Annotated in this window: 18 protein-coding genes and 1 pseudogene; 10 read left to right on the plus strand and 9 right to left on the minus strand. The window is 69.1% G+C overall.

The window, feature by feature from the left end:
- Positions 1-13: 13 nt before the first annotated feature.
- Together BW991_RS01510 and BW991_RS01515 are read right to left on the minus strand one after the other, a co-directional pair.
- Positions 14-619 (minus strand): 2-hydroxychromene-2-carboxylate isomerase, encoded by a 606-nt coding sequence (locus tag BW991_RS01510; RefSeq protein WP_076600328.1) that lies wholly within the window; start codon positions 617-619, stop codon positions 14-16.
- A gap of 84 nt (positions 620-703) precedes the next feature.
- Positions 704-1057, minus strand: a complete 354-nt coding sequence (locus BW991_RS01515; protein WP_076600329.1) for a DUF2917 domain-containing protein — start codon at positions 1055-1057, stop codon at positions 704-706.
- Between the two features lie 127 nt (positions 1058-1184).
- Here BW991_RS01515 and BW991_RS24440 point away from each other — a divergent pair.
- A pseudogene (locus BW991_RS24440) lies at positions 1185-2082 on the plus strand (LysR substrate-binding domain-containing protein).
- A 19-nt stretch (positions 2083-2101) separates the two neighbouring features.
- On the opposite strand, the gene BW991_RS01525 reads toward BW991_RS24440, so the two are convergent.
- The 5 genes from BW991_RS01525 to BW991_RS01545 all read right to left on the minus strand — a co-directional run bounded on the left by BW991_RS01525 (position 2102) and on the right by BW991_RS01545 (position 7591).
- On the minus strand, positions 2102-3001 hold the full coding sequence (locus BW991_RS01525) for a DMT family transporter (RefSeq protein ID WP_076600330.1): 900 nt from the start codon (positions 2999-3001) through the stop codon (positions 2102-2104).
- Positions 3001-4056: an FAD:protein FMN transferase gene (locus BW991_RS01530; RefSeq protein ID WP_084204916.1), complete on the minus strand. Its 1056-nt coding sequence runs from the start codon at positions 4054-4056 to the stop codon at positions 3001-3003. Before BW991_RS01530 ends, BW991_RS01525 begins: the two co-directional genes overlap by 1 nt.
- Positions 4053-5009 carry a glutathione synthase gene (gene gshB / locus BW991_RS01535; protein ID WP_076600331.1) on the minus strand — a complete coding sequence of 319 codons (957 nt, stop codon included), beginning with the start codon at positions 5007-5009 and terminating at the stop codon, positions 4053-4055. The genes BW991_RS01530 and gshB overlap by 4 nt, the downstream gene beginning before the upstream one ends.
- Before the next feature lie 9 nt (positions 5010-5018).
- The gene (gene gshA, locus BW991_RS01540) at positions 5019-6311 is read right to left on the minus strand and encodes a glutamate--cysteine ligase (RefSeq protein WP_076600332.1); all 1293 of its coding nucleotides are present in this window, start codon (positions 6309-6311) and stop codon (positions 5019-5021) included.
- 89 nt (positions 6312-6400) lie between these two features.
- Positions 6401-7591, minus strand: a complete 1191-nt coding sequence (locus BW991_RS01545) for an Eco57I restriction-modification methylase domain-containing protein (protein WP_244551582.1) — start codon at positions 7589-7591, stop codon at positions 6401-6403.
- 348 nt (positions 7592-7939) lie between these two features.
- On the opposite strand from BW991_RS01545, the gene BW991_RS01550 reads away from it, so the two are divergent.
- The 5 genes from BW991_RS01550 to BW991_RS01570 all read left to right on the plus strand — a co-directional run bounded on the left by BW991_RS01550 (position 7940) and on the right by BW991_RS01570 (position 11820).
- Complete coding sequence (locus BW991_RS01550; protein ID WP_076600334.1) at positions 7940-8590, plus strand: PEP-CTERM sorting domain-containing protein; 651 nt, start codon at positions 7940-7942, stop codon at positions 8588-8590.
- 144 nt (positions 8591-8734) lie between these two features.
- On the plus strand, positions 8735-9526 hold the full coding sequence (locus BW991_RS01555) for an EcsC family protein (protein WP_076600335.1): 792 nt from the start codon (positions 8735-8737) through the stop codon (positions 9524-9526).
- 36 nt (positions 9527-9562) lie between these two features.
- A complete protein-coding gene (locus BW991_RS01560) occupies positions 9563-10768 on the plus strand; it encodes a PASTA domain-containing protein (RefSeq protein ID WP_076600336.1) in 1206 nt (401 codons plus the stop codon).
- On the plus strand, positions 10761-11318 hold the full coding sequence (locus BW991_RS01565; RefSeq protein WP_076600337.1) for a hypothetical protein: 558 nt from the start codon (positions 10761-10763) through the stop codon (positions 11316-11318). Before BW991_RS01560 ends, BW991_RS01565 begins: the two co-directional genes overlap by 8 nt.
- A 76-nt stretch (positions 11319-11394) precedes the next feature.
- Positions 11395-11820 carry a DUF488 domain-containing protein gene (locus tag BW991_RS01570; RefSeq protein ID WP_076600338.1) on the plus strand — a complete coding sequence of 142 codons (426 nt, stop codon included), beginning with the start codon at positions 11395-11397 and terminating at the stop codon, positions 11818-11820.
- A 52-nt stretch (positions 11821-11872) separates the two neighbouring features.
- Here the strand turns inward: BW991_RS01570 and BW991_RS01575 are convergent, their stop codons facing one another.
- A complete protein-coding gene (locus BW991_RS01575; protein ID WP_076600339.1) occupies positions 11873-13012 on the minus strand; it encodes a S8 family peptidase in 1140 nt (379 codons plus the stop codon).
- Between the two features lie 208 nt (positions 13013-13220).
- On the opposite strand from BW991_RS01575, the gene BW991_RS01580 reads away from it, so the two are divergent.
- Positions 13221-13694 carry a C-GCAxxG-C-C family protein gene (locus tag BW991_RS01580; RefSeq protein ID WP_076600340.1) on the plus strand — a complete coding sequence of 158 codons (474 nt, stop codon included), beginning with the start codon at positions 13221-13223 and terminating at the stop codon, positions 13692-13694.
- 43 nt (positions 13695-13737) lie between these two features.
- Here BW991_RS01580 and BW991_RS01585 read toward each other — a convergent pair whose 3' ends face one another.
- Entirely contained in the window at positions 13738-14604 is an 867-nt protein-coding gene (locus tag BW991_RS01585; RefSeq protein WP_076600341.1) for a YicC/YloC family endoribonuclease, read from the minus strand.
- 93 nt (positions 14605-14697) lie between these two features.
- Here BW991_RS01585 and BW991_RS01590 point away from each other — a divergent pair, with 93 nt between their 5' ends.
- The 3 genes from BW991_RS01590 to rph are packed head-to-tail and all read left to right on the plus strand — an operon-like array spanning position 14698 to position 17312.
- The gene (locus BW991_RS01590) at positions 14698-15648 is read left to right on the plus strand and encodes a serine/threonine protein kinase (protein WP_076600342.1); all 951 of its coding nucleotides are present in this window, start codon (positions 14698-14700) and stop codon (positions 15646-15648) included.
- A gap of 14 nt (positions 15649-15662) precedes the next feature.
- Complete coding sequence (locus tag BW991_RS01595; protein ID WP_076600343.1) at positions 15663-16580, plus strand: PP2C family protein-serine/threonine phosphatase; 918 nt, start codon at positions 15663-15665, stop codon at positions 16578-16580.
- Positions 16581-16592: 12 nt separating this feature from the next.
- Entirely contained in the window at positions 16593-17312 is a 720-nt protein-coding gene (rph, locus tag BW991_RS01600; protein ID WP_076600344.1) for a ribonuclease PH, read from the plus strand.
- Positions 17313-17314 lie beyond the last annotated feature (2 nt).

Raw genomic sequence — 17314 nt, forward strand, 5'->3', positions numbered from 1 at the left:
TCGGCGCGCCGCCTCAGCGGGCCGCACGCCGTGACCACGCGAGCGCGTCTTCCAGCCGGTCGTTGCCCCAGAAGAGTTCGTCGCCGACGCGGAAGCTCGGCGCGCCGAACATGCCGAGTTCGGCCGCGCGCTCGGTCTGGCGGCGCAACGCGCGCTTGTTGTCCTCGGTGACCGCGGCCGCCAGCAGTTCGTCGACCGGCAGGCCCAGTTCCGCGAGGATCGCCCCGATCACCTCGGGCTCGCCGATCTCGCGGTCTTCGGCGAAGTTGGCGAGCATCACCCTGCGCGAGAATTCCGCGACCCAGCCCTGCTCCCCGCCCAGCAACGCGAGCCGCGCCGCGAGCAGGCCGTTGCGCGGGAAGCGGCTCGGCACGCGGAACGGCAGCCCGTACTTGTCCGCGAGGCGTGCGAGGTCGCGCCACATGTAGCGCCCCTTGGGCGGATAGATGTTGAACGGAGAATCGTTCCAGCCCATCGCGAGGAACACCGGGCCGAGCAGGAAGGGTTTCCACTCCACTGCGACGCCGGCGTCGGCCGCCAGCGCCTCGATGCGCATCACCGACAGGTAGGAATACGAGCTCGCGAACTCGTACCAGAACTCGATCTTCGGGTCTGACATGTTGCAGTTCCCCCTTCGTTCGCCCTTTCGAAAGACGGATCAACGCTCACTGTAGCCGATCCGCGGCACGGATGCGCCCCCGCCTCACGCGACCCGATGCAGGCTCACGCGGCCGCCTTGCGCCGCACATGCGCGGCTGCGGGCGCGCGCGTCGAACCAGCCGGCGAACCGTTGCAGCCACCCCCTTGGTGCAGGAGCCGTGCATGGCGAGGAACGCAGGATGAACTCGGCGCCGCGCACCGAGGTGATGACGACATCCGACGCGTTCCCGAGCGTGAAGGACTGTCCCGGACCGAGCACGACGTCGCGGCTGTCGCCGTGCTGGGTCAGCCATACGCAGCCCTTGTGCCCGATCACCTCGACGCCGAGCGCCCGGTCGAGGACCATCGTTCCGCTCGCCCCGAGGGACAGGCGCGTGATTTCCGTACGCACGTCCATGACGATCTCCCGTGTCGCGATCACGGATGCACGAAGCGCATCTGTCCGTATCGCCACGTTTGCAGTATCGTCAGCACATCACACGCACACAAACGGATAATGCGCATCAATCGGATGCGTAAAAATCATGCGTACGGCACCCGCCCGCCTCCCTCCGCTGGACCCGCTGCGCGGCTTCGTCGCCGCGGCACGGCACCTCAGCTTCACGCGCGCGGCCGAGGAGCTGTTCCTCACCCAGTCGGCGATCAGCCGCCAGGTGCAGGCGCTCGAGGACGCGCTCGGGGTGGCGCTGTTCGTACGCGGGGTGCGCAGCCTCGCGCTCACCGCCGAGGGCGCCCGCCTCGCCCGCGCCGCCGAGGCCTGGCTCGCCGAGTACGCGGCGCTCGCCGACACGCTGCGCCCGCGCGGCCCGCGGCCGGTGACGGTCACGGCCAGCATCGGCATCTCGGCGCTGTGGCTGGTGCCGCGCCTGGCGCGCTTCCAGGCGCGCCATCCGAACATCGACGTGCGCGTCGCGGCGAGCAACCGCATGGTCGACCTCGCGCGCGAGGACGTGGACCTCGCGGTGCGCTACTGCGCCGACCGCGACGCCCCGCCCGGCGCCGAGCGGCTGTTCGGCGAATCGGTGGTGCCGGTCGCCAGCCCGGCGCTGGCCGCGCGCGCTCGACGCGACGACGCTGCCGCAGACCGTGCTGCTCGACTTCGACGACCCGCGCTACCCGTGGCTGCGCTGGAGCGACTGGCTCGCGGCGATGGGACTGGAACAGCTGCGCCCGCGTGCGGTGCTGGTGTTCAACCACTACGACCAGCTGATCCAGGCAGCGGTCGCCGGACAGGGCATCGCGATCGGTCGCGCCCGGCTGGTCGGCGAACTGCTCGCGGACGGGCGGCTCGTGCGCGTCGGCAGCGGCGCGCGCGAGATCGCGGATCGGGGTTTCTGGCTGGTGCGCGCGGCAGGCGTGCAGCGCCCGGAGGTCGCACGTTTCGCCGACTGGCTGCGCGAAGAGGCGGCGGCGAGCGCGTGAGGCGGCCGAGGCGCCGCGGTCAGGCCGCCGGCGCGGGGCGGTTGGCGATCCAGATGCCGGCGCCGACGAACACGAGCGCGAGCCAGATCGCCGCGGTCATGGCTTCGCCGAGCACGACGACGCCCGCCAGCACGCCCATCACCGGGGTGAGGAAGGAGAACGACGACAGGCGCGTCGCCGGGTACTGCGAGATCAGCCAGAACCACGCGAGGTAGCTCGCCGCGGCGACGATCACGGTCTGGAAGGCGAAGGCCGTCCACACGCGCGCGTCGGCGGCGAACACGCCCACCTCGCCGAGGGCGAGCGACAGCGGCGTCAGCGTCAGCGCCGAGACGCCGAGCTGGTACAGCAGGGTCTTTTCCGCCGACGCGCGCGCAAGCGGGCTCACCTTCACCGTGAGCGTCGTCGCGGCCCACGCCACCGCCGCACCCAGCATCATCAGGTCGCCGATCCACGCCTTCCCGGACGGCTCCAGCAGGCCCTCGCCGAACAGCACCAGCACGCCGACGAACGCGAGCGCCATGCCGACCCATTGCGCGCGCCGCATGTGCTCGTGCGGCAGCAGCCACACGGCGCCGATGGCAACCATGAAGGGCGCGGTGTACAGGAAGATCACGCCGCGCGAGGCGGTGGTGTATTGCAGCGCGGCGAAGATCAGCGCGAACTCGGCGGCGAACAGCACCCCCGCGATGATGCCGGGCGCGAGGGTCCCGTCCGGTTCCGCAAGCCTCACCCCGCGCAGGCGCGCCCACAGCAGGATCAGCAGCGTCGCGCCGGCAGAGCGCCAGCCGGCCTGCCACAGCGGCGAGATGCCGACATTGGTGATCTTGATCGCGGCCTGCTGCAGGCCCCAGATCGAGCACAGCACGACCATCATCGAGATCGCGAGGCGATCGAGATGGGGACGCAGCGGCGGCATCAATCGACGACCGTTACGGGCGCGGTGCCGGACGGGAACTGCAAGCGGGCGCGCAGTTCGCGCGTGACCTCGATATGCCCGTTGGCGGCGACGCGCAGCGCGTGGTCGATGCCGTAGCGGCGCGTGTATTGGCGCCAGTTGTCGCCGGCGATGAAGGGCGGCTTGCTCGCGGCGTCGGACAGCGTGCCGGCCCCTTCGCGCGGGGTCACCAGCACGGTCATGGACTGCGTCGCCTCGGCGGGCCCGCCGCTGCGCGGGTCGAGCAGATGCGAGTAGCGCTTGCCGTCGAGCTCGAAGTAGCGCTGGTAGTCGCCCGAAGTGCCGATCGCCTCGCCGTCGTAGAGCGGCAGCGTCGCCAGCGGTTGCGGCTCGCGCGGGTGCTGCAGGCCGATGCGCCACGGGCTGTCGCCCTTCTTGCCCAGCGCCAGGATGTTGCCGCCGATGTTGATGAGCGCATTCTCGATGCCCTTCGCGCGCAGGATCGCCGCCGCGCGGTCGAGCGCATAGCCCTTGGCATAGCCGCCGAGGTCGAGCTTCACGGCCGGATTGCGGCTTTCGACCTGGTTGGCGTTGATGACGAGGTCGGACATGCGCGGCGCCGCGTCCAGCACCGCCCGTAGCGCGGAGGGATCGGGGCGGCGCGGCACGAACTCGTCGGCCTGGAAGCCCCACATCTCGATCAGCGCGCCCATCGCGGGATTGAACAGGTTGTCACCCAGGTCCGCCAGCCGGCCCGCGTCCGTCAGCATCGCGGCGAGTTCGTTCGACACGGTCGCGACCTCGCCGCGCGCGATCGCGTCGTTCAGCCTGGTCAGCTCGGACGGCTGCCACGCATGGTAGGCGCGATGCAGGCGGTCGAACTCGCGCAGCACCTCGGCCATCGCCGCCTCGGCGGTCTCGCGCGTTTCGCCATACACGGTGACGTCGACGCGCGTGCCGAACACGTAGGCCTCCTGCTTGTGCAGTTCGGCATTGGTGCACGCCGTCAGCACTGCCGCGCACAGCAGGGCCAGCAGGACGGTGGCGGCATGCCGCAGCGCCTCGCGCAGGCTCATCGGGCGCAGGCCTCCTCGAGCATGTCGACGAGCAGCGCGGCCACCGAAAAGCCGCTCTGCTCGGCGATCTCGACGAAGCAGGTGGGGCTCGTGACGTTGATCTCGGTGAGCTGGCCGCCGATCATGTCCAGCCCCACGATCAGCAGCCCGCGTCCCCACAGCACAGGCGCGAGGTACTCCGCGACCTCGCGTTCGCGCTCGGTGAGCGGCATCGCGACGCCGCGCCCGCCCGCGGCGAGGTTGCCGCGCGTCTCGCCGGCCTTGGGGATGCGCGCGAGCGAATACGGCACGACCTCGCCGCCGACGATCAGCACGCGCTTGTCGCCCTCGGCGATCTGCGGCAGGAAACGCTGCGCCATGATCGTGCGCACGCCCTCGTGCGTGAGGGTCTCGACGATCACGTTGCGGTTCGGGTCGTCGGCGCGCACGCGGAAGATCTGGCTGCCTCCCATGCCGTCGAGCGGCTTCAGGATCACGTCGCCGAGCTCGTCGATGAAGGCATGCACGTCGGCGCCGTCGCGCGCGATCAGGGTGGTCGGGGCGAACTGCGGGAATTCGCAGATCGCGAGCTTCTCCGAGTGGTCGCGGATCGCGCGCGGGTCGTTGAACACGCGCGCGCCGCCCGCGACCGCGCGCTCGAGCATCCACGTCGCGGTCACGTACTCGAAGTCGAAGGGCGGATCCTGGCGCATCAGCACCGCGTCAAAGGCCGTAAGCGGCAGCACCGCCTCCTCGCCGGGGAGGTACCACGCGTGGTCGTCGGCGGTCGGGCGGATCGCCAGCGCGCGCGCCGACACGACGCCGTCGCGCCAGGTCAGCGCCTCGCGCCGGATCGCGAACACCGCGTGCCCGCGCGCGTGGGCCTCGCGCATCATCGCGATGCTCGAATCCTTGTAGGCCTTCAGGCGGTCGAGCGGGTCGACGATGAAGGCGATCCTGAGACGGTCGGTCATGGGCGCCCTTTACGCGACGTCCGCTTCGGCCGGTTCGGTTTCCTCGATCTCGACCGAGGCGGCGAGCAGCGCGAGGCGCGCGACGACGCCGTAGGCGTAGAAGCGGTTCGGCGCGGCATCCGGAGCCTGGCGGCAGTCGGGCAGCGAGCAGCAGGTCTGGAACGCGAGCGGCTTGAAGTGCATGCCCGGCGCGTTGAGGTTCTCGTCGCGGCCGCGTTCGGTATGCACGCGGTAGAAACCGCCGACGACGAAGCGGTCCATCATGTACACGACCGGCTCGGCGACCGCATCATCGACCGTCTCGAAGGTATGCACGCCTTCCTGGATGATCACCTCCTGCACCTGCAGGCCTTCCTTCACAACGCTCATCTTGTTGCGCTGGCGCCGGTTCAGCCCGATCACCTCGGAGGCGTCGCGCACCGTCATCACGCCCATGCCGTAGGTGCCCGCATCGGCCTTGACGACGACGAAGGGCGTCTCGTCGACGCCGTATTCCTTGTATTTCGCGCGGATGCGCGTGAGCAGGCCGTCGACCTCGGCCGCAAGGCAGTCCTCGCCGGTGCGCTCCTGGAAGTTGATCTGGCCGCACACGCCGAACTCGGGGTTGATGCGCCACGGATCGATGCCGATCACCTCGCCGAACTCGCGCGCGACGCGGTCGTAGGCTGCGGCGTGGATCGACTTGCGCCGCGTGTGCCAGCCGGCGTGCAGCGGCGGGATCAGCCACTGCTCGTCGAGGCCCTTGAGGATCGCCGGGGTGCCGCCCGACAGATCGTTGTTGAGCAGGATCGCGCACGGATTGAAGCCGGCAAGCCCGACGCGGTTGCCGGTGCGCACCAGCGGCTCCAGCGTCAGCGAGCCGCCGTTGGCGAGCTCCAGCGTCGTCGGCGCGGTGATCTCGGGCAACAGCGAGCCCACCCGCACCTCAAGGCCGGTGAGCTGCAGCACCGACACCAGCTTGGCGACGTTCTGCAGGTAGAACTGGTTGCGCGTGTGGTTCTCGGGGATCAGCAGCAGCTGGCGCGCGTCCGGGCAGATGCGCTCGATCGCATCCTGCGCGGCCTGCACGCACAGCGGCATGAACACATCGTTGATGTTGTTCCAGCCGCCGGGGAAGAGGTTGAGGTCGACCGGTGCGAGCTTGAAGCCCGAATTGCGCAGGTCGGTCGAGGCGTAGAAGGGTGGCATATGGTCCTGCCACTGCACGCGCATCCAGCGTTCGATCTCCGTGGCATGGCCGAGGAAGTGCTTCTCCAGCTCCAGCAGCGGACCGGTGAGGGCCGTCGTAAGGTGAGGAACCATGGAATTTTTCCCGTAATGGATGCCACCGGCGACACGCGCCGGCGACGATGGTTTTGCCCGAATACTACATCACCCTGCCCCGCAGGGATTCAGACCGCGGCAAAGGCGCGAAAGTGCTCCGGCAGCGGCGCGTTCTCGAGGCTGCGTTGGGTGAAGATGTAGCGCCCGTCGCACACGAAGCCGAGATCGCCCCAGTCGACGGCGTTCAGCGCGTCGCGGAAGGCCGCGGGATCGACGTCCTCGCGACGCGGAAACACCGCCAGCACCGCGCCGTCGTAATGCGGGCAGTCGTGCAGGAAGAAGGGCTGCGGCCGGCGCGTGCGCCCGTTCACATACACGCGCGGGCGCCCGGACTGGAAATAGCCGCGCCCCCAGTGCCACCAGTTGCGCTCGTCGAAATTGCTCACGCGGCGCGCGATCAGACGCTCCTTGTGCGGCAACAGCGCCGCGGGCGGGCGATCGTCCGGCTCCACCCACAGCATGCGCCGCGTGGCTCCGCTCTTCACCGTCGCCGAGCACACGAAGTCGCGGTTGCCGGCCGCCTCGTCGGCGTAGATGTCATCGGCACCGGACACCGCCCCGACCTTGACGAAGGCGACGTCCGACAGCCGCAGCGGATAATCGCCGCGCGCGAACATCAGGTGGCCCGCACACTCGACGAGGTGGCGCGTCTGCCAGGCCGGCGCCGCGAGCGCATCGGCGAGGCGGTCACTGGCGCCGATCTCCGCGTAACGCATGCTGCGCTCGAAGTTGTCCTTCTCGAAACGCCAGATCAGGCAGTTCGGCACCGCGTCGTCGAACACGCGCGCGTCGCCGAGCCCGATCGCGTCGGTGATCGTGCCGCTCGCCATCATCAGGCGATTGAGCTTCACCGCCGAAGTCACCTTGAGGAAGTCGCGCGGCGTGATGAAGATCAGTTCGCCGCCCGGCGCAAGGTGACGCAGGCACTTCTCGATGAAGAACAGGTACAGGTTGGAACGCCCGTCGAAGTGCTCGTCGTGCAGCAGCGCGCGCGTCGCCGCCGGGATGTCCTGGAAGCGCACGTAGGGCGGATTGCCGATGATCGTGTCGAAGCGCTCGCTTTCCGGGTAGGCGAAAAAATCGATGTTCGTCGCGCCGGGCGGGCAGTGGTCGGCGTCGTACTCGATGCCGACCGCGCCCGGCAGGTGGCGCAGGAAGGCGCCGTCGCCGCAGGACGGCTCCAGCACGCGGCCGCGGTTGCGGCGCAGCGCGAGCATCGCGCGCACCACCGCCTCGGGCGTGAATACCTGGCCGAGCATGGCGACGTCACGCGGGCGGGCGGGCGCGTTGGTGTTCACGTCGGGTTGCATTCGGGCCAATGGGAGTGGACGTGCCCGCAGCGGAACGGAGGGGAGCGCTTCGGCATGGAGCGGCAGGAAGGTTCTGGGCGGATTGCGCCGAAGATAAACCGCGTGCGCGTCTCACGCAAATCGGCGGCGCATCGGGCGAGATCGCGCGTATGTCGGCAATTTTTACACACAGGGGTCGATGTGCACGTCGCAAAGTAAAATTTTTCCTTATATTCAGCGCACTACGGTAGTTTTGCACGAATATTGCTTATTCATGACACAAGGAGCTCGGCCGTTTTCAGGACGAGCAACCGCTTCATGCAAAAGAGCACCGCTATCAAACGCTTCGCACTCGCGTCGGCCCTCGTCGCGACCTTGCCCTCCGCCCAGGCGCAGTTGGCCACGGACGCGGAGAGCCTCGCGGGCTATGCGGGGATCGCGACCCTGACGGTCACGCGCGCCGGTCCGACCAGCTCGTCGACCGAGTCGGGCACCGTTTCCGGGCTCGAAGTCGGAACCACGTTCTCCATTGCATGGACGACGGCAGGGCTCTATGCGGGCCCTGTCGCCGACGCGACCGGTTTGCCGCTGTACGCGGTCGACTTCGGATCGGTGCTGCCCGGCTACGCGCCGACCAGCCTCGGAAGGCATGTTTTCGACCTCTCGCTTCCTGAAGCCGAACTCGACGTCGATCAACTCGACCTCGCCGGACCGTCGGGCGGAGATCTGCACGAGTTCGCCGCGCTCCTGGCGGCCGAAGAAGAGCGCGCCGCGTGGACGGACCACGCGAACCAGGGGATCTTCGGCGCAAGCTACCAACTGATCCTGTTCAACATGCCGGGCGGGCTGTTCACCGCGCAGGCCGCTGCGGTCGATGACATCAGCGTCGCCGCGGTCCCGGAACCCGACATTCTCGCGCTCATCGGCATCGCCCTCGTCGGCCTCGGCCTGAGTCGGCGGCGCCACTGAAAGGTACCGGAACGGCGCCATTCGCGACAATGGCGCGAACCTGGCGACGCCTCACCGCGTCGAACGGCTGACTTGGAGTGACAATACCCGCCGCAGGGCGGCCCGCCTCCGGTCGCACCGTGTCCACTCTTCCGGATCTTCACCATGTCGCTGTCCCCGGCGGAAGTCGCAGAGTTGCGGCATGCCCGCGACCTTCTTGAAAACCCCGGCCTCGCCGCACGCATCAGCGACGCCCTCGGTTCGCCGATCGAACGCGGCTTCGAGATGCTGCCGAAGCGGTGGAACGCCGCGGTGACGGGTGCCACGCACAAGGCCATCGCAACCGCCCTCGACGTCGCACTGCGCACTCTGGACCACGAACGCACCGACGCCCCCGCAAACCGCTGGCACAAGCTCGCCGTCGGCACCACCGGTGCAGCCGGCGGCGCCTTCGGGCTCGCGGCGCTGGCGATCGAACTGCCCGTATCGACGACGATCATGCTGCGCTCGATCGCCGACATCGCGCGCAGCGAAGGCGAAGACCTGCGCGACCTCGACACACGCCTGCAATGCCTGCAGGTGCTTGCGCTGGGCGGCCGCGCCGCGGGCGACGACGCCGCCGAAACCGCCTACTTCGCCGCCCGCGCCGCGATGGCTAAGGCGGTGTCGGAGGCCGCACGCTATCTCGCGCAGCAGGGCGCGGTGCTGCACGGCGCCCCCGCCATCGTGCGCCTGATCACGCAGATCGCCTCGCGCTTTTCGATCACCGTGTCGCAGAAGGTCGCGGCGCAGGCCGTGCCCGTGCTCGGCGCCGTCGGCGGTGCGCTGGTCAACACCGTCTTCATCGATCACTTCCAGGACATCGCGCGCGGACATTTCGTCGTGCGGCGACTGGAACGCCGTCACGGTGCGGAAGAGGTGCGGCACGTATATAACGAGATTGCGGGTCGCCGGTAAGGCCCGGAGTGAAGCGTCGCACTGCGGAGGTGCGCGATGAGGCGGAGCGCCGAGTGGCCGGATGTCATCCATTCCAACGGGGAACGGCTCGCCATGCGCCGCCTCCTCGCATGGCTGCTCGCAGCACTGGTGGCCGCCACCGCGGGCCTGATCGCGGGCGCGTCGAGCGTACATGCCCAGACGCGCCCGTCGTGCGAGCGTCTTCCGCTGGCCGAACGGGATACGGCGCGCAGACAGGGCGCCTGTACCGACGAGCCCCAGCCGGCGCGAAGTCCGGTCATCCCGCTGCCCGACCTGCGCCCTGAAATCCGCCCCGAGCGGCGCACCGCACCCGTCCCGCCCGCGTCCGAACCGGCGCCGCTCGTGTGGGTGCCGAGCTACATCGGCCGGCCCGCGGACGTCGCCCGGCGCGAACTGGCGCGCGAGTACCATCTCAGCGTGCGCACCGCGATCAGCGCCTCCAGCGCCGCGCGCGACGTGGTGATCGACCAGTCACCGGTCGAAACGCGGGTGCCGACCGGAACGACGGTGACGCTGCACGTCTCGGACGCCTCCCTCGTCCGCGTCCCGGCGGTGGGCAAGCGCGACGAAGCGCTCGCCATGGCAATGCTGAGCAAGAGCGGTCTCCGTGCGAGCATCGCGCGGCAAGCGGCGCAGGCGCGCCCCGGCACCGTGGTTGCGCAAGACCCTGGAGCGGATTCCGAGGTGCCGCGTGGCAGCGTCGTGCGCCTGACGGTCGCGACCGAGCCGCCCCCGCCCGCGCAACCCGCAGCGCCGGAACCCCCACCCGCCGACACGCCCCCGCCGCCCGAAGACGTCCCCGCGCCTCCAGCTCCCGAACCCGAACCGCCTGCCCCGCCCCCGCCTGCGCCCGAATCCCAGCCACCGCAGCAGCCACCCACTGCACCGCCTCCGGAGCCGTCTGCGCCGGAACCTTCGTCGACCTTGCCGCCCCTGTCGCAGCCGGCTCCGCCCCCCGGACCCAGCCCGCTGTGGTGGTGGGTGCTCGTCCCCCTCCCCGCGGTGGGCGCCGCAGCGTGGTGGCTGCGGGCGCGCGGCACGGGCGGGCGCTCCCCGCTCTCCGTGAAACCGACGGTCCGCGCCAGCTTTGCCGGCCCCGCCGAACGTCCGCGCAGCACGCCGCTGGAGGGGCCGCCGCTGCGCGTCGAGATCGCCGTCACGCCCCTCCGAGCGGCGGCGCAACCGCGTGCCGACATATCACGGGAGCCCGGCCATGAGTGAAACCGGCATCACCATCAGCCAGCTGCTCGACGTCGCCGCCGACGACCTCAAGGACACGCTGCACGAGCACGTGCGCGCGCATGCCGCGCACGCCGACTTCCCGGCCACGCTGCTCGGCTTCGTCGCCGAGGAAGCGGCCGAGGCGGTTGCCGCACAATTGCGCCTCGACGTCTTCGAACTCGTGTTCAAGGCGTGGGCGGCGGTCGACGAACTGCGCGAATACGCGGACCCGGCGAAGCACCCGCCCGGCGAGAGCGCGATCGTGCACTGGGGCAAGTGCCGCATCCGCGCCCCGCAGGCGATCGACATCCGCCTCGGCATCGCCGGGATCAGCCTGCCGGTGCTGCGGCTCACGCTGGCGCTGGAGGCCGAATTCCACAGCCTCGCACTGACGATACGCGACGGCGCAATCCGCAAGCTCAGCCCCGGCACCGCGAGCGCCTCGGTCGCGCTGAAATACGGCGACGCGACCTTGATCCAACCATGCCGAACGCCCGAGATCGCATTCCGGCACGGCATCGAGTTCGAGCAGGGCCTGCGCATCGTGTGACCCACGCAGCGCGGGTAAGATGCCCGCATTCAACGCCGGCCGCCCCCGGCAGCCGGAAACGACAAGGAGAACCATCGTGGTCCTGCGCATTGTCCGCCTGGGCACGCCGCGAGCGGCCGACGAAGGCCTGCGCATCGGCACCGTGCGGCGCCCGCCGCGCGGCGTGCCGAAAGCCGAGTTCGCATCGCGGAACTGGTACGACGTGTGGTATCCCAACCTCGCGCCCAGTGTCGACACGATGAAGCTCGCGCAGCAGGCGCAGCACACGCAGTCGCCCGCCGAGTGGCAGTCTTTCGTCAAGCGTTACCGCGCCGAGATGGCGACGCCCGACAACAGCCGCTCGCTCGACGTGCTGGCCGCACTCTCGCAGCAGACGAATTTCTCGGTCGGCTGCTACTGCGCCGACGAGGCGCACTGCCACCGCTCGGTGTTGCGCGCGCTGCTTGCCGAGCACGGCGCCGCGATCGCCCCTGCCGCATCTGAAACCGACCACACGACCTGAACCACCGCAATGATGCCCCGCCGCACACTATACGGCGGGGCTGAGGCCGCAATCAGCGGTGGCAGATCGGGTCGGGATCACCGTCCGGATCGCCGCTGGCGCTGCCGCTGAAGGTCGGCGTGCCCAGCAGGAGGATTCCCGCAACGTGGGGCGCGGCCATCGAAGTACCGGAAAAGGTCGTGACGCCGCCGCCGTTCTTCGTCGACACGATGTTCACACCCGGCGCAGCGCAGTCGACGGGCGGATTGCCGTAGTTCGAAAACCACGCGAAGGTATTGCTTCCATCGATCGCCGACACCGTGTAGATGTTCGGACCGGTGGCGCTGGCCGGCGAATACTTCGCCGCATCGTCGCTCTCGTTGCCCGCCGCGAGTGCGAACCGTATCCCTTTCTCGGCAGCCCGTACGACCGCATCGTTGAGCGCTGCGCTGTACCCCCCGCCCAGGCTCATGTTCGCGACGTCGCCCACTCCCCCCTTCGATGCGACGTAGTCGATCCCCTTGATCACGCCGGAGTAGCTTCCGGAGCCGCTGTTGTCCAGCACGCGCACTGCGACCAGCGTGGCGCCGGCTGCGACGCCGACGACGTCGCAGCCGTTGTTAAGCGCTCCGATCGTGCCGGCGACATGGGTGCCGTGGCCGTTGCCGTCGTCCGCCGAGGTCTTGCCGCGCAGCAGGAAGCTGGCGCTGCGCTCCCGGTCAACGACCAGGTCCGGGTGCTCGAAATCGATACCCGTGTCGATGACCCACGCGGTGCGGCCCGTGCCGTCGCCGGCCCCGCCTACCCGCGTGACGCCCCACGGAATCTGCGCGGTGGTGCAGGGATAGGCCGCGGCCGTGCCCGGCTTGCCGAAGGCGTAGGCGATCGCATCGGGTTCGTAGGACGCGATCAGCGGGTTGGCCGCGAGCAGGCGCGCGGCGGCCTCGTCGGGCAGCTTCGCCGCGAAACCCTTGATCGATGCGGTATAGGTGTGGGTGACCCTGCCGCCCGCCCCCGCCGCGAGCGCGTTGGCGTGGCGCGCCACCTCGTTCGCGGGAACATCGTCGCGCAGCACGAAGATGAAGCTGTTGCGTACCTCTTCGCGCACTTCCACCGACACGCCGAGATTCCCCGGCTGCGCCTGGGCCGCGACACCGGCGGGCAAACCGGCAAGACTGCAGATCACGGTCGCCGCAAGTATTCCGTTCCTCATTTTCTGCTCCGTTCTATGGCTGGGCGGGGACACCGCTCCGCATGGCACGGACGGATGCGCCCATAACGATTCAATTCTGGTCGCAAACGCCGCCCTGCGCGAGCGAAATCCTCGCAATCTTGCGGCGTCGCGCACGTTAGCGCAAACATTTTGATGTCATAATTTGTATGGATTGTGCAACACCCCCATCGCATATCCTGGAGCGACAATGGACCGGCATATCCACTCGGCACAGAGCAAGGCGGAAGAAGCCTTCGACGGGGGGTTGTATTGCGCCGAAAGCGTGGTGCGGGCGCTCGTGGGCACGAGCGCGGACGCGGACCTGTTGACGCGCGCCGCCACGGGATTCTGCAGCGGCATGGCGCGCACTTGCGGGCCCTGCGGCGCGCTGAGCGGCGGCATCATCGGCATCGGCCACGTGCTGGGCCGCGCACACGCCGGCAAACCGGTCGCCGCAGCCTACGGGGCGGTGCAGGAGCTGATCGGCGAGTTCGAGCGCATCTTCGGCGCGCGCGACTGCAACCGGCTGCTCGGCTGCGACCTGGGCAGCCCGGAGGGCCAGACGATCTTCCGCGAGCAGCAGCTGCACCGGCGCTGCCGCGAAATCACCGCACTCGCGGCGGAACTGGCGACCACCGCGATCGCCCGCCACCTGCAGCCGGCCGAGCCGGCCGGAGCCTGAAGGCGGCCGGGCGGGACGGCCGGTCGCACTGGCCCTCGGGTGCTTACTCGATGTTCTGGACCTGCTCGCGCATCTGCTCGATCAGCACCTTCATCTCCATCGCGATGCCGGTGACCTCGGTCGCGGAGGATTTCGACGCGAGCGTGTTGGCCTCGCGGTTGAGTTCCTGCATCAGGAAGTCGAGGCGCTTGCCGGCGGCGCCGCCGGCCTTGAGGATGCGCTGCACCTCGTCGATGTGCGCGGTCAGGCGCGACAGCTCCTCGGCGACGTCGATGCGCTGGGCGAAGAGGGCGACCTCCTGGCGGATGCGGTCCTCGTCGAGCGAGGCGACCGCTTCGCGCAGGCGTGTCGTGAGCTTCTCCTGGTACTCGGCGACCAGCTCGGGGACGCGCGGCTGGGCCTGGGCAACGAGCTCGCGCATGCGGTCGAGGCGCTCGCGGATCATCGCCGCGAGCTTGTCGCCCTCGCGGCGCCGCGTCGCGACCAGTTCGTCGAGCGCAGCCTTGGCGAGTTCGATCACGGCCGGCTGCAGCTCGTCGAAGCCGACGCTGTCGTCGGCGAGCATGCCGGGCCAGCGCAGGATCTCGGCCACCGACAGGTGCGCGGCGTCGTGCATGTGGTCGCGCACGCGGGTTTCGGCGTCGCGCAACTGGTCGAGCAGCGCGGCGTTGAGGGCGAGACTGCGCGGGGCGGCGCCGTTGGTCTGCAGATTCAGGCGGCATTCGACCTTGCCGCGCGTCAGGCGCGCGGAAATCAGCTCTCGGATCGCCGGTTCGGCCTGGCGCAGTTCGTCGCCGATGCGGAAAAACAGGTCGAGATAGCGCGAATTCACGCTGCGCAGCTCGAGGTGGATGCTGACGCGACCGAGGTCGCGGGTCTGCACGGCGAAGCCGGTCATGCTGTGGATCATTGGTCGTGTCTCCGGGAACCCGCCGCGATCCTGTACACTGCGGGTTCCGAACAAGAAAATGCCGCGGAAAGCCGGGTTCCAGCCTTCCTCCAAATGTCTGCGCAAACAAACTGCCCTCTTCCCGCCGGTTTCCAGCTGGACCAGTACCGGATCGAGCGGCAGCTTTCGCTGGGCGGCTTCTCCATCGTCTACCTCGCCAACGACCAGGAAGGCACTCCGGTCGCGATCAAGGAGTACCTGCCCAACTCGCTCGCCTTGCGCAAGGAAGGCGAATTCGAACCGCAGGTTTCCGAGGAGCACTTGCCCGCGTTCCGCTACGGGATGAAGTGCTTTTTCGAAGAAGGCCGCTCGCTCGCGAAACTGATGCACCCCAACGTCGTGCAGGTGCTGAATTTCTTTCGCGCCAACGCCACAGTTTACATGGTGATGAAGTTCGAGCGCGGGCGCACGCTGCACGACTATATCCAGAAACACCGCGGCGAGGTGAGCGAACGCTTCATCCGCGTGGTGTTCACGCGCATGCTGAACGGCCTGCGCGAGGTGCATGCGCACAAGCTGCTGCATCTGGACATCAAGCCGTCGAACATCTACCTGCGCAACGACGGCACGCCGGTGCTGCTGGATTTCGGCGCGGCGCGGCAGACGCTGATGAGCGACCAGCCCATCCTGAAGCCGATGTACACGCCCGGCTTCGCATCGCCCGAACAGTTCGAGCACCGCGACGCGCTGGGGCCGTGGAGCGACATCTACAGCGTCGGCGCGAGCCTGCACGCGTGCGTCACCGGCAGCCCGCCGCAGCGCTCGGACGAGCGCATCAAGCACGACACCTTCGTGCCGCTGCGCAGGACGCACGGCGCACAGTATTCCCCGCAGCTGCTGGACACCATCGACTGGTGCCTGAAGCTCGACCCGTTGGCACGCCCGCAGAGCGTGTATTCGCTGCAGAAGGCGCTGATCCGCCGCGACGACGGCGGCGACACGGTGCATGCGGGGCTGTTCGGCGACCTCGGCGCACGGCTGAAGTCGTTTATCGGACGTACATAAGGAAGGAAGCGACCGTGAAGTTCACGATCTACCAGGAAAGCCGCATCGGCCGGCGCAAGAACAACCAGGACCGGCTCGCCTACAGCTATTCGCGCGACGCGTTGCTGATGGTGGTGGCCGACGGCATGGGCGGGCACCTCCACGGCGAGGTCGCCTCGCACATCTGCGTGCAGTTCATCACCGAGGCGTTCCAGCGCGACGCGCGGCCGGTGCTGCAGGATCCCTCGATGTTCCTGTCGCGCGCGCTGACCAACGCCCACAATGCCATCCTCGACTACGCCTTCGACAAGAACCTCGAAGAGGCGCCGCGCACGACGGTGGTTGCGTGCATCGTGCAGGACGGCTTCGCCTACTGGGCGCACGCCGGCGACTCGCGCCTGTACGTGCTGCGCCAGGGCAGGATCGCGATGCACACGCGCGACCATTCGCGCGTACAGCTGATGATGGACCAGGGCCTTCTCAATGCCGAGGAGGCCGCGCGCCATCCGGGGCGCAACCGGGTGTATAGCTGCCTCGGCGGCAACCACGCACCGCAGGTCGAATTCTCCAAGCGCCTGCCGCTGCGCGATGGCGACGTGCTCGCGCTATGCACCGACGGGGTGTGGGGGCCGCTCGGCGATGTCGCGCTGACCGCGGGGCTGTCGGAGCCCGACATCATGCAGGCGGTCCCTGCCCTGCTGAGCCGCGCCGAGGAGCTTGCGGGGCAGAGTTGCGACAACCTGTCGATGATCGCGATGCGCTGGCACGACGACGCCACCGAGCCGCACGCCGACGCGGTATCGACGCAGACGATGGCGCTCGACAACTTCACGACGCAGCTCGAGAGCTTCGACACCTCGCGCACGCCCGCTTCACGCTACGACATCAGCGACGACGACATCGAAAAGGCGATTTCCGAAATCAACGCCGCCATCCAGAAGTTCAGCAAATAGGAAACAACCCGCATGCGCCCGAGCCACCGCCACGCCGACGAACTGCGTATCGTCCGGATCACCCGCAACTTCACCTGCCACGCCGAAGGCTCGGTGCTGGTCGAATTCGGCGCGACGCGCGTGCTGTGCACGGCCAGCATCGATGAGTCCGTGCCGCCTTTCCTGCGCGGCAAGGGCCGGGGCTGGGTGACCGCCGAGTACGGCATGCTGCCGCGCTCGACCCACACGCGCAGCGCGCGCGAGGCCGCCAAGGGCAAGCAGAGCGGGCGCACGCAGGAGATCCAGCGCCTGATCGGGCGCAGCCTGCGCGCGGTGGTCGACCTCGCCGCGCTGGGCGAGCGCCAGATCATCGTCGACTGCGATGTGCTGCAGGCCGACGGCGGCACGCGCACCGCGGCGATCACCGGGGCCTGCGTCGCCGTGCATGACGCGATCGCGAAACTGATCGCCGCCGGCAAGCTCGCCGCGAGCCCGATGCGCGACTTCGTCGCCGCGGTGTCGGTGGGCATCCACAAGGGCGTGCCGGTGCTGGACCTCGACTACGCGGAGGATTCCGACTGCGACACCGACATGAACGTCGTGATGACCGGCGCCGGCGGTTTCGTCGAGGTGCAGGGCACGGCCGAGGGCACCCCCTTCACGCGCAAGGAACTCGACGCGCTGCTGGCACTCGCAGAAGGAGGCATTCGCCAGCTGTTCGCCGCGCAGCGCGCGGCCATTGCGGAGCAGTGACA

Origin of the sequence: Aromatoleum tolulyticum, from assembly GCF_900156155.1 — a bacterium.
Lineage (GTDB): Bacteria > Pseudomonadota > Gammaproteobacteria > Burkholderiales > Rhodocyclaceae > Aromatoleum > Aromatoleum tolulyticum.